Source organism: Vibrio bivalvicida (genome assembly GCF_001399455.2).
GTDB classification, from domain to species: Bacteria; Pseudomonadota; Gammaproteobacteria; order Enterobacterales; family Vibrionaceae; genus Vibrio; species Vibrio bivalvicida.
This window is the reverse complement of the sequence record NZ_LLEI02000064.1, coordinates 86030-101680: the sequence shown is the minus strand read 5'-3', so window position 1 is coordinate 101680 and position 15651 is coordinate 86030. Positions and strand designations below refer to the sequence as shown.

At 45.3% G+C, this 15651-nt stretch carries 10 protein-coding genes; 4 read left to right on the top strand and 6 right to left on the bottom strand.

The features are described 5' to 3' along the window. Positions 1-241 precede the first annotated feature (241 nt). Positions 242-2803: a DUF294 nucleotidyltransferase-like domain-containing protein gene (locus APB76_RS18600; protein WP_054962282.1), complete on the top strand. Its 2562-nt coding sequence runs from the start codon at positions 242-244 to the stop codon at positions 2801-2803. A gap of 5 nt (positions 2804-2808) precedes the next feature. On the opposite strand, the gene APB76_RS18595 is transcribed toward APB76_RS18600, so the two are convergent. Beyond that, positions 2809-4467, bottom strand: coding sequence for an electron transfer flavoprotein-ubiquinone oxidoreductase (locus APB76_RS18595; RefSeq protein WP_049843103.1), 1659 nt, complete (start codon positions 4465-4467; stop codon positions 2809-2811). A 111-nt stretch (positions 4468-4578) separates the two neighbouring features. Between APB76_RS18595 and APB76_RS18590 the strand changes: the two genes are divergently transcribed. Both APB76_RS18590 and APB76_RS18585 read left to right on the top strand, forming a co-directional pair. Then, the gene (locus APB76_RS18590) at positions 4579-5331 is read left to right on the top strand and encodes an electron transfer flavoprotein subunit beta/FixA family protein (RefSeq protein WP_049843102.1); all 753 of its coding nucleotides are present in this window, start codon (positions 4579-4581) and stop codon (positions 5329-5331) included. A 9-nt stretch (positions 5332-5340) separates the two neighbouring features. Continuing rightward, positions 5341-6297 carry an electron transfer flavoprotein subunit alpha/FixB family protein gene (locus APB76_RS18585; protein ID WP_054962281.1) on the top strand — a complete coding sequence of 319 codons (957 nt, stop codon included), beginning with the start codon at positions 5341-5343 and terminating at the stop codon, positions 6295-6297. A gap of 30 nt (positions 6298-6327) precedes the next feature. Here APB76_RS18585 and APB76_RS18580 read toward each other — a convergent pair whose 3' ends face one another. The 5 genes from APB76_RS18580 to APB76_RS18560 all read right to left on the bottom strand — a co-directional run bounded on the left by APB76_RS18580 (position 6328) and on the right by APB76_RS18560 (position 12534). Continuing rightward, complete coding sequence (locus APB76_RS18580) at positions 6328-7110, bottom strand: substrate-binding periplasmic protein (protein WP_054962280.1); 783 nt, start codon at positions 7108-7110, stop codon at positions 6328-6330. 167 nt (positions 7111-7277) lie between these two features. Beyond that, positions 7278-8423, bottom strand: coding sequence for a dihydrolipoamide acetyltransferase family protein (locus APB76_RS18575; protein ID WP_049843099.1), 1146 nt, complete (start codon positions 8421-8423; stop codon positions 7278-7280). Beyond that, a complete protein-coding gene (locus APB76_RS18570; protein WP_049843098.1) occupies positions 8420-9403 on the bottom strand; it encodes an alpha-ketoacid dehydrogenase subunit beta in 984 nt (327 codons plus the stop codon). Before APB76_RS18570 ends, APB76_RS18575 begins: the two co-directional genes overlap by 4 nt. Beyond that, entirely contained in the window at positions 9396-10502 is a 1107-nt protein-coding gene (pdhA, locus tag APB76_RS18565; RefSeq protein WP_049843097.1) for a pyruvate dehydrogenase (acetyl-transferring) E1 component subunit alpha, read from the bottom strand. The genes APB76_RS18570 and pdhA overlap by 8 nt, the downstream gene beginning before the upstream one ends. Before the next feature lie 484 nt (positions 10503-10986). Further along, positions 10987-12534 carry an alanine/glycine:cation symporter family protein gene (locus APB76_RS18560; RefSeq protein WP_049843096.1) on the bottom strand — a complete coding sequence of 516 codons (1548 nt, stop codon included), beginning with the start codon at positions 12532-12534 and terminating at the stop codon, positions 10987-10989. Positions 12535-13273: 739 nt separating this feature from the next. Between APB76_RS18560 and APB76_RS18555 the strand changes: the two genes are divergently transcribed. Then, the gene (locus APB76_RS18555) at positions 13274-15514 is read left to right on the top strand and encodes a cytochrome c peroxidase (RefSeq protein ID WP_054962279.1); all 2241 of its coding nucleotides are present in this window, start codon (positions 13274-13276) and stop codon (positions 15512-15514) included. Positions 15515-15651 lie beyond the last annotated feature (137 nt).

Genomic DNA, 15651 nt, shown 5'->3' with positions numbered 1-15651 from the left:
TTGAAAAGGCGGGAAAACATTAAGTCACTTCGTATATTACGACAAGACAACTCTTGGGCATCTTGTCAAAAACTGCAGCAAAACATGGGCTACATATTAGAAAACGGCCTATAGCCAATTATTGATTTCGATTAAGTAACGCCTCGATGTGATAGATGCGTTGATTGGCTTGTAATAAAAATGCTACGCACCGCACACTTTTGACTTAACTGTTAATATGCAAGGAAATGACCAAAGTTTTATGAAAATTTCTGAACACGCAGATCGAACAGAGCATCTATATGGGATTCGAGCAGAAGAAATTCACCGCTGGATCGACGGGTTCTTTGACTACAACGGGCAAGAACATAGCGAAACTATGGCGAAAGAGGTGGAATTTGATCCCTATTCCCATCGCCGATTTCGTCACTGTAAAGAAGCACTCTCGGAAGCCATTCAGGAGTTTGGAGGCAAGTACACCAGTCAGCAGATCAAAGAGGTGTTTGAAACACATGTGCGAGACGACTACCACGGCTACTTACCTACGCGGGCTGATTTTGAGAACGGTTCTTTTACCGCAAAATACCATGATACAAGCCATCAAACGCAGCTTGGCGATGTTCTTGATGAGACTGAACTGGCTGACTATTTCAATGGCCTGACTACCCAGCAAGGTGAGCAGGACTCGCCGCTAAGTCGATTTGGCTTACGCATTGTACTGCCGACCATCAGCGCGATTATCTTGTTTGTGACCGCCATCATCTACGTAATCCTGCCATTAGTTGAAGCGTCTATGGTGGGGCAAAAGCAGCAGATGCTCAAGGAGTTAACCTCTACGGCGGTGAGTGTGGTCGACAGGTATGTGATCTTGGAACAAAGTGGTGTTTTAAGTCGAGAAGAAGCTCAATCCAAAGCGGTGATGGATATCAAGTCAATGAGGTACGGCCCAGAGAACAAAGATTATTTTTTCATCACTGATATGCATCCTCGGATGATCATGCACCCTTATCGTAGTGATCTGACCAATCAGGATTTAACGCATTATTACGAAAGAGAGGAAAGCTCAGATTTCCCTATCTTTGTTGAATTAGCTAAGCTAGTGACAGCCTCTCATGAGGGGTACTTGGAGTATCTTTGGCAATGGAAAGATGACGCCACCATTACCGCGCCTAAAATGACTTATGCTGAAGGTGTAGAAGAGTGGCAGTGGATAGTTGCAACCGGAGTGTACCTACAGGACGTGCAGCAAGAGATCGATAAGCTAGAGAGTACTCTCTATCGGGTATTTGTCGTAATCACATTGGGATTAACGTTCATCATGCTCTATGTCATCGCACAATCTAAGATGATAGAAAAAAGAAAAATGCGTGCTGAACTTGCTCTGCATGAAGCGAAAAACCGTTACAAAGCTTTGGTGGAGTCATCGAATGAGGGCTACATCTTGGAAGCGGATGGTAAGATTGTATTTTCTAATACTCGACTTCATCAATTGCTTGGCTATACCGATACGGAACTGAAATCCCAGTCGATTTGGCAAGATCTATTCTCCAATGCTGACCAAAATGAGCGAGTGCTTGAGCATTTGATGCGGCTATTTTGTCATGAAACAGAACCCGCTGAATTTGAAGCGCAGATTATGACAAAAAGTGGGCGAAAGATAGACATCATCCTAAGTACCTCTCGTATCTTTCTTTCTGAAAAACTCGGTCATGTTATTTCATTCCGTCCTATAGTACGTAAGGTTTACGGTGCGAGTTTCAATTCAGCGACTTCTAGTTCGGATTACCAAAACACCAGTGCGAGCATCGTTGCCGACATTGAGCAAGGAGAAAGTCATAGCCATGTGATTGAATCACTTAATCGATTGACAGATTTAATACGTGAAATGATTGCCACAGGTGCGCGCCCGAACCATTTAAGAGGGCTTATTGGAAACACTTATGATGCGGCTATTTGTCGCTTTGTCGAATTGACGATTGAGGAGATTGGGGAACCTCCTGTGCCATTCTCCTTCTTATCTTTTGGCAGCAATGCTCGTCATGATATGACCTTATTCTCAGACCAAGACAACGCGATTGTTTTTGAGACACCTGATGACCAGGATCTAAAGGCGACTCGACGTTACTTTTTACACTTGGCGGAGAAGGTATGCGCGATGTTGAATCAGGCCGGCTACAGCTACTGTGACGGCCTGATTATGGCTTCAAATCACCAATGGTGTTTGAGCGAGAAAGAGTGGCAAAACAACTTTACCCAATGGTTCGAACAAGCTACGCCAGAAACCATCTTAGAGCTTAACGTGTTCTTTGATATTCGCTCAACCTTTGGTGAGGCAAGGTTAGCAGATGGAATCCAGGCTCATATTCAAAAACGATTAACCAAAGATCCTGAATTTCTTCGTACTTATGCGCAAAACTGTTTGGCCCACTCTATTCCTGTAACTCAAGAAGGTGAGTTGGCAACGGAAAAGTATGAGGGCCGCGACGCCATTAACCTTAAAGACTGTTTAAGACCGATGGAGATCTTCTGTCGTCTTTATGCACTCAAGCATGACATACGTGAAAGCAACACGATTGAAAGGCTAAAAGGGTTGCATACCGCCCAAGAGATTGACGCCAAAACCTACCGAGAAATGGTGTATATTTTCGATCATATTTGGCATCTGCGCTTTATGAATCAGATCATTGAATACAGTGACCTTAGACAAATTAACGATATGCTAACCGTAGATGATCTGACTCTTTTAGAGCAGCAAAACCTGATTAATGTACTCAAGCGTATCTCGATGTTCCATCATAAGGTACAGCAGGAATTTGCACACTAGAATGCTTACATAGTTGTATAGTTAGGTCCACCGCCTTCTGGGGGCACCCAAGTTATGTTTTGCGATGGATCCTTGATATCGCAGGTTTTGCAATGTAAGCAGTTTGCGGCGTTGATCTGAAGCCTGCGTTGCCCTCCTACTTCGACCACTTCATAGACACCTGCGGGACAGTAGCGCTGGCTTGGTTCGTCGAATAAGGTCATATGGTGAGTAACAGGGATTTGTTGATTAGACAGTAATAGGTGGCAAGGTTGGTTCTCTTCATGAAACGTTGAGGATAGGTAAACCGAAGAAGGTTTATCAAAACTGAGCACGCCGTCTGGTTTAGGGTAGGCAATGGGTTTGCAACGGGATAACTCATGTAACGTGACATAATCAGCCTGATGGTCTTCAATATTCCACGCCGACTTGTTTCCCGTAAGTCTGTGCCAGATATTTTGCTCAAGCAAAGAGAGTGCACCGCCCACAAGTGAGCCATATTTATGTACCGCTCCTGGAAAGTTTCGGTGTTGGTTAAGCTCGTCGTATAGCCAAGAGTCAATAAACAGCGAGTGGTAGTCTGCTTCTGTATTTCTATCGTTTATTGCGTTGAATGAGGCTTGAGCGGCGAGCATTCCAGATTTCATTGCTGTGTGGCAACCTTTGATTTTGGCCGAGTTGAGTGTGCCAGCGTCACAACCAATTAATAACCCGCCAGGAAACTGCTGTTTTGGCAGTGAGAGCAAACCTCCTTTGGCGATGGCGCGTGCACCATAGGCGATACGCTCAGCCCCTTGTAGGAAGTGAGAGTAACGAGGGTGATGTTTAAGCCGTTGGAATTCATCAAACGGGCTGAGGTAAGGGTTGCTGTAGTTAAGATCAGTGATTAACCCAACAGAAACTAAATGGTCTTCAAGGTGGTAAAGAAACCCGCCCCCTGTGCTATCAGACTCACTAAGTGGCCACCCTGCTGAGTGCATAACTAAACCAGGACGATAGCGATCGTCGTTGTCTGGCAATTTCCAAACCTCTTTGATTCCTAGTGCATAATGCTGAGGCTGACTATATTGGGCCAGTTTAAAGTGGTTAATTAGGCGTTTGCCAAGATTGCCGCGTGCCCCCTCTGCAAAAATAGTCTGTTTTGCATTAAGCTGAATGCCTGCTTGGAAGGTGTTTTTCGGCTTGCCGTTTTTGTCGAGTCCCATATCAACGGTTACGATTCCGGTCACGGCTCCACTTTCGTCAAAGCATATGTCTTTGGCTGGGAAACCTGGGAAAATCTCTACGCCTAGGCTTTCTGCTTGCTGCGCAAGCCAACGACATAATTTACTCAAACTGATCACGTAGTTTTGGTGGCCATTTCTCATGGCAAGCGGTGTCAAAAACTCAGGAATTTGAATGTAGTTTTCCTTGGCGGTGAGGTAAAGGAAATCGTCGCACGAAACAGGTGTTAAGACTGGTGCATCGAGCCCTTGCCAATTTGGAAATAGCTCATTGAGCGCAGTGGTTTCAAAAACGGCACCTGAGAGTATGTGTGCACCGACTTCTGGTCCTTTCTCGACCACACAGATAGAAAGTGCTGCATCTTGTTGTTGGGATAGTTGAGCAAGTCGACAGGCAGCCGAAAGTCCCGCAGGGCCCGCGCCGACGATCACTACGTCAAAGTCCATGCATTCTCTTTCCATCTTTTTTGACCTTCAGTTTCAATTTAGTTGTCTGCAGTAAATATAGTTGCAGTTGACGTAAACGTAAACTTTACTAAGCTGAAACTACATACATTGTTCTCGGAGCGAGTAATGAAAGTTTTGGTAGCGATTAAGCGTGTAATTGATCCTTATACAAAAGTCAGAATTAAATCGGATGAATCTGGCGTTGAAACTAACAGCGTTAAAATGACCATTAATCCGTTTTGTGAAATCGCGGTTGAAGAGGCGATTCGGTTAAAAGAAGGTGGCGTCGCGAGTGAAGTTGTTGTTGTTTCAATTGGTCAAGCGCAGTGTCAGGAGCAGCTTAGAAGCGCGTTAGCTCTTGGGGCAGATAGAGCGATTCACCTTGATACAGAGAAAACGTGTCAGCCTCTTGTTGTTGCCAAACTACTCAAAGCTGTTGCGGCGCAAGAGGAGGCGCAACTGGTTCTACTGGGTAAGCAATCCATCGACAATGACAACAATCAGGTCGCGCAAATGTTGGCCGCTCTTATGGCATGCCCCCAGGCGACATTCGCATCAAACATACAGATTGAAAATGATAAGGCGATTGTGACGCGTGAGATTGATGGTGGCTTAGAGACGCTACAAGTATCGCTACCTGCTGTGGTGAGTACTGACCTGAGATTAAATGAGCCGAGATATGCGTCGCTACCTAACATCATGAAGGCGAAGAAAAAACCATTAGATGTCGTCGATGCGGAGTTTCTTGGAGTCGAGATAAAATCTTCGCAGCAGACGCTACAAGTCTTTGCACCGCCGAAGCGAGAAGCAGGCGTTATGGTGGCTAGTGTTACTGAGCTTGTCGACAAACTTAAAAATGAAGCGAAAGTCATTGAATAGGGGATAGCAATGAGTGATATCAAAGTATTAGTGTTAGCACAGCATGATAACCAGACCCCGAGCGCAGATTTTTTAGCCACGTTGTCGGCGGCAAAATCGATCATTGAGTTAGCAGGGAGCGGTTCGGTCGATGCTCTGGTTGTGGGCTGCAACTGTAACAATGTTGCACAGTTGATTAAGCAGTCGTCCTTGCTAGAGCGCGTTCTTGTCGCTGATAACGTATGCTATCAAGATATGCTTGCAGAGAACTTTTCTGAAGTCGTAAAGCAAATTGGTGTCGAATACAGCCACGTGTTAGCGCCTGCCAATACGTTCGGTAAAGATCTACTGCCTAGGGTTGCTGCACTGCTTGATGTTGAAATGCTGTCAGATGTGATGGCTATGGAAAGTACTGATACAGTAGTACGACCTATCTATGCAGGTAACGCATTAGCCAGAGTTCGCTCGGAAGACTCGATAAAAGTGATGACGGTACGTTCGACGGCATTTGATAAAATGCCATTGGATGATGGTGGAGCAGCCCAACTGGTGACTCTTGAGACCATTGTCGCCAGCCAAGGTACTCAATTAGTAAGCCGAGAAAGCGCGCAGTGTGACCGACCTGAATTGTCCAGCGCAAATGTAGTCATTTCTGGAGGCCGAGGGTTAGGCAGTAAAGAAAACTTCGCTTTAGTCGAAAAATTAGCCGATAAGTTAGGTGGTGCAATTGGTGCGTCTCGGGCGGCGGTTGATGCAGGTTTTGTTACTAACGATTTACAGGTAGGGCAAACGGGTAAGATTGTTGCGCCTAACTTGTATATCGCGGTAGGAATATCAGGGGCAATTCAACACCTCGCAGGTATGAAGGATTCAAAAGTCATCGTCGCGATTAATAGTGACCCTGATGCCGCTATTTTTGAAGTTGCAGATTATGGTTTAGTCGGGGATCTATTTGAGATTTTGCCCGAATTGATCGAGTCCGTTTAGGGCTCTTTCTCTTTCCCTTTCCCGTAATGACTACAAATACTTGAGATGCTCATTGAGTAAAGACTGCAGAGTGCCGTTTTTTCTAATTATCTTTAATCCTTGATTGAATTTTTCGATCAAAGACGGGCTATTTGGGTTGTTAATCGGCAGTAGCAAGTGGAGTGAATTAACAAATAGGGGCTGTGGGTGATAGGTGATGTTTGCCTTTTCCGACCCTAGCCCTTCTTGCTTAATAATCAGGTTAAAATGTGTTGTATAGAGTGGAGCGAGATCGATGGCTCCGGAAACAAGTTTTATCACATTATCAGTTTCATCATGGACGCGCTCAACGTTAATCAATTTCGTTTTCTCGGCATTTTCAAAGTCCTGCCCATAGTACCCACCAATCAGCGCACTGATCTTGTATCCTTGCAGATCTTTGACCGTGTCCCAGCTGAAGTTTAACTCTTTGCTATGAAAGAGATGGGCGTTTATTTCATAAACAGAATCACTGATCAGAAAACTGCTCTCATGCTGAGGATTGTACTCCCACAACGCTGTTGCATCGAACTGACCTTGAGCGGCAGAATCTAAAGCTTCTTCCCAGGTGGATAAATGCTCGTACTCGACGTCGATATCAACCTCAGCAAATGCTGCGGTGACAATTTGGGCGTTGATTCCGTATCCAGGCAGCTCTTTGGAATGATAGGGGGGATAATCACTACCAACTGAAATGGTAAGAACTTGATTCGAAAACGAGGAAAAAGGAAGCAGCGCTAGTGCAACTAAAAGAAACGGGTTAATTGGATTGTAGACACTTTTTATCAAGCCCATCTACCTAACACTCCCAGAGGTCGATATCCATAATCATAGCTGTTGTTTTTCAACTAACAAAAGTTTAGATGTCCCTAGGGGGCGGGACAAGTCGATGGTGGTGTGATTTGGTTTATAGTGAGTAGAGAGCACGACGATGAAAGTCGCGCTCAGAAGTGTAGGCCAAACTAACCTTTGGGTTTCTGCAAGTGTTCGACAAGCTTCTTAGTAAACCTTGCAGCCTCACCGCCAGTACAAGCTCGGTGGTCGAACGTGATAGATAGTGGCATGACTTTGACCGATATTGGTTTGTCACCTTTCATCACTACACGTTCAATAATGCGGCCTGCTCCCACGATGGCAACTTGCGGTGGAGAAACAACCGGAGTGGCGAAGATACCTGCTATTGCACCAAAATTAGAGAGTGTAATAGTTGCATTTTGTAGGCTTTCTCGACCGATTTTACGTTCTCTAATGCCTTTGACGGTGTCATCAAGCCATTGACGAACTTGATTGCCTTCAAATTCATCTGCGTGTTTAAGTACTGGAACATAGAGTCCGTGGCTACTGTCAACGGCAATGCCGATATTGACCCTACTATGTACGCAGCGGGTCATCGTTTCGGCATCAAACCAAGCATTGAGCGCGGGTTCTTCCTGACAGGCGTAAACGACCGCTTTAATCAGTCGACCAGAGATATCTTCGTTCGCTAGCCAGTCGCCTAAGTTTGCTTCCTCAGTTATGGTGACAGCAGCAACATGATGATGAGACTCCGACATGGTTGACACCATGGTTCTGCGCGCACCTTTGAGCACTTCAGTCCCCGGGCTTTGTTTGCGAGCCTCGTTGTAAATATCACTATCGTTGATCATGCCGTTAGGGCCCGTTCCTTTGACAGTCTTGAGTTCTACACCGAGTTTTTTGGCTAGGAGTCGAGCTGAGGGAAGTGCTGTAATGAGTTCATCAGCGGAAGGGTTATGTGTGCTCCCAATCCAAAAATCATCGACATCGACATGATGAGCCGCTTGCGAAACGTTACCCACGACAGTTGCGGCATCTTGTTGTTTTGCTTGACTCACCGTCGAGCCGACCAGCTCAGGTTGCTCTTCTATTTCTAGTAGTAGAGCACCAATATTGATTACATCGCCTGCCTCGCCATGCCGACTGACGACGACACCAGAGTAGGGAGCAGGGACTTCAACCACAGCTTTGGCGGTTTCTACGGTTAAGACAACTTGATCGAGCTCGACAGAGTCGCCGACGCTAATGTGCCATTCAACGATTTCAGACTCGGCTAATCCTTCGCCTAGGTCAGGTAATAAGAAGCTTTTCATTTCCAACCCTCCACCAATTCTCGCGCAGCTAGCACGATATCTTGCTCTTGAATCATGAAGTAATCTTCATTGCGGTAATAAGGCATTATGGTATCCATTCCAGTGATTCTCCGTGGCGGAGCTTTCAGTAGACACATGGCGTGTTCGGCAGTTCGGGCGAGAATTTCAGCGCCTACGCCACAAGTACGACTTGCTTCATGAACGACCAGCAATCGACCGGTTTTTTCCAATGATTTAAGTATCGTGTCCATATCTATTGGTTTGATCGAGGCCAAATCAATGACTTCAGCTTCAATTCCTTGAGTGGAGAGTGTTTGAGCGGCTTGCAATGACTCAACAACGCAGGCCCCCCATGTCACCAAAGTAATGTCTCGCCCTTTTCGTAAGGTAAAGCAGGTATCGAGTGGAAGGGCTTCTCCGCTATCCACAACTTCAGATTTAACGGTGCGGTAAATACGTTTAGGCTCAAAGAACATGACAGGGTCATTGCTACGAATCGAAGCGAGAAGCAGTCCATAAGCTCTTTGAGGGGAAGAGGGAATTACGACCTTAAAGCCAGCAGTATGTGCAAATAGAGCTTCAACACTTTCAGAGTGATGCTCTGGTGCGTGAATGCCGCCACCAAAAGGCGCTCTAAACACTGCAGGGCAGGTTAATCGTCCACGAGTTCGGTTGCGCATTCTTGCAGCGTGGCACATTAAATGTTCCATTGCAGGAAATACAAAGCCTTGAAATTGAAACTCAGCTACGGGACGTAAACCTTGGCTTGCCATCCCGACAGCAACCCCGCCAATCAGCGCTTCTGCGAGAGGAGAGTCGATCACTCTTCTTAAGCCAAACTTCTCTTTTAGCCCTACGGTAGCTCGGAATACACCACCGTTATCGCCAACATCTTCACCAAGAACAATCACGCTTTGGTCCTTGTTCATTTCATGATGCAGTGCAAGGTTGACTGCTTCTACTAACGTCAACTCAGCCATGTTTGCCTCCTTGCATTCGCATTGCTTTGTTGATCAGTATGTCTCGCTGCTGGTTTAACTCAGCAGGAGCGTGTTCATAAAGATAATCAAATGCACTTTCCGGCGCCTGTGGTGGAAGGTTCATGTAGTGGTCAACGGCAATCTCGACTTGCTCTTTACACGCTAACAGCCAAGTTTCTTCTTGAGCGTCGCTCCAAGCGCCTTGATTGATTAAGAAGGTTTTTAACCGTTTGATAGGTTCGAACTGCCACGCTTGGTTGAGCTCATCGTCACTACGATAGCGGCTTGCATCATCAGCGGTTGTATGGTCACTGAGCCTATAGCTGACAGCTTCAATTAGGGTTGGCCCTTTGCCTTTTCTTGCTCTATCCAAAGCAGCAAGTACGGTGTCATAGACAGCGACCACATCGTTGCCATCGACGGTCACGCCATGAATGCCAGCGCCTTTCGCTTTGTCAGATAAAAACTCAGCGGCGGATTGAAGTGTTCTTGGCACAGAGATTGCCCATTGATTGTTATTCACCACAAACACTAATGGCAAGTTCCAGGTCCCTGCGCAGTTAATGCTCTCTAGGAAATCCCCTTTCGATGTCGCACCATCCCCACAAGTGACTAAAGCGGCATGATGTTGGTTTTCAATTTTGAGCGCTGATGCCACGCCAACCGCATGAGTACATTGGGTCGCGATAGGCACGCAGAAAGGTAAGTCTCGACAATGCTCAGGTGGTTCACCGTTGGTCGGTGTGACATGAAAGTCACTGCCTCGTTCGTCACCGCCCCAGTATTGGAGATTTTTTTCCATAGGGATGCCACGAACCCACATGGCGGGCATATCGCGGTAATAGGGAATAAACACATCACGTGGATGCATGGCGTGGCCAATAGCGACGCCGTAAGCTTCAGATCCCAAGTGAGAGGGGTAGGTGCCCAGTTTCCCTGTTCGTTGCAAGGCAACCGCTTTGTTGTCATACGTACGGGTGAGAACCATATCCTTATAAAAGGCGGTCAAGGTTGTTAAGTCTGCCCATGCTGGCAATTGATTTAGCGACACACCTTGGTGGTCAATAAAGCGCAACATGGGTAGTGTCTGAACATTCATTACTATCTCCTCTATGTTCCCATAAGTGGATCGCACCTAAGAGAAACGTGTTTTGACTCTGCAACCATGTTTCGGTACTTAGAGCCAAGATAGATACCTAAATTTCATACAACTTATTTTCGTAAACTAAAACAACCTGCTGAGGTTTGGAGCCGTTACGCTCTTTTAAGCTGCGAACTCAAGATAAACCAGAGATCAATTTCAGTTATTACGCTTAAAGATAAGTGTAACCAAAATGTTAAATTTCGCCTGTTTGGAGCGGGATGTATGAGTAAAGCTGAGCTTACAGTCGGCAAACAAGAGGAGAAAAATGTCAGATATGTTCAAAGCGTTTGTTAAAAACTAGAGATTTATACTTTTGAATGAAGGCTTAGTGGAATATTGGTTTGCTAGTTTAGAGCGGAAAAATGTTTAAATAAGCGGCTATCAGATAATAAAACAGCAGACCTAAGCCTGCTGTTTATGACTGACTCCAACGAGTGGTTTACTCGGGTTGTTCAGTAAGTTTAGTTTCTTGTTGTACTTTGTACACCTTGCCAGCGTTAAAGCGCTCTAGGTAATCTGCTAAGTCACGCTTAACTTCTGGTACTAGGATGTATAGACCGACGATATTCACAAGCGCCATAGCGAAGATCATTGCGTCAGAGAAGTCGATAACTGGGCCTAGGTTCATGGCTGCACCAATCACAACGAAGATACAGAATTTCACCTTAAAGATAAGTTCAGCGGTTTTGCTTTCACCGAATAGGTAAGTCCATGCTTTCAGACCGTAGTATGACCAAGAGATCATGGTCGAGAAAGCGAACAGAACAACGGCAATCGCCAGAATGTAAGGGAACCAGCTAATTGCACTACCAAATGCCGCTGAGGTTAGTTCAACACCTGCCAGGCCAGTGTCTGTATCTAGGTAACCTGTAATGATGATAACCAGTGCTGTCATGGTACAAATAACTACAGTATCGATGAACGGTTCTAGAAGAGATACAAAGCCTTCAGACATCGGTTCTTTAGTTTTAACTGCTGCGTGAGCAATTGCCGCTGAACCAACACCCGCCTCGTTCGAAAACGCAGCACGCTTGAAACCTTGGATAAGCACACCGATGACACCACCCGCAATACCTTCACCTGTGAACGCACCGTTAAAGATGGCGCTGAAAGCATCATCAATACGGTCAAAGTTCATTAGGATGATAATAAGAGCGGCACCAACGTAGATCGTTGCCATGAAAGGAACCACTTTCTCGGTTACCTTCGCAATAGACTTGATACCACCGATAATAACGATACCTACAATAACCGCTAGGATTAAACCAAATAACCAACCCTTGTCAGCGAAGAATGACGCATCACCGCCTGTTACGCCAACAACTTGTTTGAACGCTTGGTTCGCCTGGAACATGTTACCGCCACCAAGAGAGCCACCAATGGCGAATACAGAGAATAGAACAGCTAGTGTACGACCAAATGCAGCATTACCACGCTGGGCCAGACCTTTGCTCAGGTAGTACATTGGGCCACCGGATACTGAGCCATCTGGGTTGGTATTGCGGTATTTTACACCGAGTGCACATTCTACAAATTTGCTCGACATACCAAGCAAGCCCGCAAGAATCATCCAGAATGTCGCACCGGCACCACCGATAGACACAGCGACTGCCACACCAGCGATGTTACCCAAACCCACTGTGCCTGAAAGGGCAGTGGTAAGAGCTTGGAAGTGAGAAACCTCACCGTCTGCTTTTGCTTTTGGATCAGAGAATTTCCCCGATACCAGTTGAACTGCATGCTTGAAACCACGCACGTTAATGAAGCCTAAATAGAAAGTAAAAAAGCTAGCTGCAACAACTAACCAAAGAACAATCCATGGTACCTGTACGTCAGTAAAAGGGAACGGAATAGTCGAAAAGATCATTCCTACAAAAGGGTTGACGATAGGTGCAACGACTTCGTTGATTTTGTCATCCAAATTGGATGCTGCAGCGCTACCTGCAAATAGACTCGCCAAAATGGCTAGCGAAATACGCTTTGTCATGCTTTTCCTGCCTGTTAATAGGTGTTTATATGAATAATATTTATATGATGCTGTGTTTTGTTACATTTATGTAACGATTGCTATTATTCATTTTATAAATACGTAAGCAACATCTTTGGCGGAAAATATGATCCAGCAAACAATTCTGATTTTTACTAACTTTATGCAGTCATTTTGAACTTATTCACTAGGTTACTGATTATAGTTGAAGTAAATGATCGCTAGTATCTTAGTAAATTAGTCGGATATTTGGCCGTGTTGGCAAATATATAAAACTGTGTGATTACTAAATGACCAGTAAAACATGACGCATAATGCAACATTTTTAGACTAAATGGTGGTTATTCTTAAATAGTGAATCACTATTCAAGAAGTGAATGTTTTTCTGACTGAGAACCAAAACGCGCTGGGAGGCTAACTTTGTCAAAAGTTTAGTATTCACTAATGTTGCACGAAAAATTTGTGATCACTTTGTTTCAAATAATATTCATTGTTCTTAAGTACTGCTTTGGTTCTAGGTGTCTATCAGTGATTCTGTAAGGTTGTAGGTGTGGTTTGTTAAAAAGGTGTTAACCCTGCGTTAACCGTCGCTACTTTAAACTTGGCTTCTATCGATCTCAGTTGGGCATCAGGTGCCTAACTTTCGGCTCCCACATAATGTGGAGTGCTCCATGAGTTTTATCGGGATAGATGTAACTCACACACATGACACCTTGCTGGTGTGCAAAGGAATTGGATGATGAAAGCCACCTATTATTTTTCGATACTGACATTTGTTTTATCTATTTCAACACAGGCGTTGGCCATACCCATACCAGATGATCTGGATAGCGAACTTAGTAAACTGATTTCCCAGCATAAGCTTACCGGTGATCCAAACACGGGGTTGGACATTCCCGACATAAAGTCAGATGAAGTTAAGCTTGGTAAATTGCTCTTTTTTAGCAAGGCATTGAGCGGCAACAAGGACGTTGCCTGTGCCAGTTGCCACCACCCCTATCTAGGAGGGGGGGATGGCCTATCGCTTCCCGTTGGGACCTTAGCAGAACAACCAGATTTGCTAGGCCCAGGGCGACGAACAAGCACTGGTCAGTTTTACGTGCCTCGAAATGCGCCAACAGTGTTCAATGCCGGGCTATATAAGAGAAGCTTATTTCGTGATGCTAGAGTTGAATTTGTTGATTGGCTAAACCCTAGTCTTGGTATCAGCACACCTGATGTCGCGTATGGAGAAGCTGATCCCAATGCAGGGGACACGCTACTTTCGGCGCAAGCAAGGTTTCCTTCTATTACCGAAAGTGAGATGCGAGGCTTTGACTTTATGGTCGGTGAATCTAATCAAGCAGTGCGCACCCATTTGGCTGCAAGGATTGGTGATTATGATAACGGTCAAGGAGAGTTGTTCAATAATCAGTGGCTCGAGCTGTTTACAGCAGCTTATGGTCAAACTGGAGATCCACGAGAACTGGTCACTTTTGCAAATATTTCCAAAGCACTTTCGTCATATCAGCAATCGATGAACTTTACTGAAAATCCTTGGAAACGCTATGTAAAAGGAGATAAGTCGGCGCTGACGACATCGCAAAAACGTGGCGCTTACCTCTATCTGTTTATGCCACCACCTCCTTCTGATGGGGGTAACGAACCAGAATTTCTTCCCACCCAATGTATTGGTTGTCACAATACCGACAACTTTGCCCAAACCAAAGACTCAAACTATCATCGCTTGGCCTTTCCACAGATAGGTCCGGGTACTGGACAAAGTGGAACTGAAACCAGTGATCTTGGTCGTATGCATCGTAATGATAGTGAAAGTGATATTTACAGCTTTAGGTCTGGCACTTTGCTCAATATAGAGGTAACAGGACCTTTTGGTCATGCTGGAAATTACGATACGTTAGAGGAAGTTATAGAACACTATGATGATTATCACAGTATTCTCGACCAATATATTGACAATCAAGGATGGTGTTTACAACCGCAGTTCAAAGACTTAGAAAACTGTCAGTCTCTATTTCCTGATACTCGTCATCATACCGATGAGGCGGCTAAGATCATCGATGATGAAATCTCAGATGGAGCGCCAGTTTTACAAAAGCTTAACCTTACCCAGCAGTCTAAAGATGACTTAGTCAACTTTCTTAAGGCTCTGACGGACCCTTGTGTCAAACAGGCCGATTGCCTAAAACAATGGATACCTCAACCTGAAGAGCTTGACCCTGATGGTCTGCAGTTACGCGCGGTCAATTACCAGGGGGTACCACTTTATCTGCCGAAAAAGTGTCGTGAAGGGGACACAATTCAATCGGGAGGAGAGCTTAAACAGGATCAAGGAGAGTGCATCTCTGGTATTAGCCAACACTTTTATTTTGATGTAGAAAAAGATAGCACGACGGTTTACGTCAGCACTCGTGATGGGCAGGGCGAAATTAAGCTTTACTATCACTCACAAGATTGGGCGTCGCCAGCGAACGCTTTCGCTCAATCAACAGGGAAGGGAACCGAGCAAGTTTTGGTTATCACGGCGAACAAAGGCCGTCACTATGTCAGCGTCATTGCACAGCAAGCCTATCAGGGAGTCTCTATCGCAATGGGGTCACACAGCGCGCAAAAAGAGTATACAGAGGAACCCACACCAATTGTGGATCAATGCCTATCTCAACCAGAGAGTAGCGTGCAGGAACTAAAAAGTGCAAGCCCTGTCTGTATTGGGGGGGACTATGCGTACTTTTGGGTGCAGATTCCAAAGGCTAACTCCAAATTGGAACTGCGTACTCAGCATGGAGAGGGTAATACAGACTTGTTCGTCGCTCCTTATTGGCCAACCCCAAACCAGTTTGCATTCTCCTCAAGCAATGAAGGCAACCAAAAATACTTGAGGATCGACTCACCACCGGTCGGCTGGTATTTCATTCTCGCGAAAGGGCATGGCAATACTCGAGGTGTGACGATACAAGCCGATATATCGACTATTAACTAACCCCAATTGCCAGGTAGAGTGTCATCCGGCGCTCTACTTGTTGTTAACTTAAGGGCTGCAAAGGGATATTGAATGAAGGTATTACTTGATTGCCGACTAGCCTTCTAATACAAAAGTTTTAAATAACCCAACACATA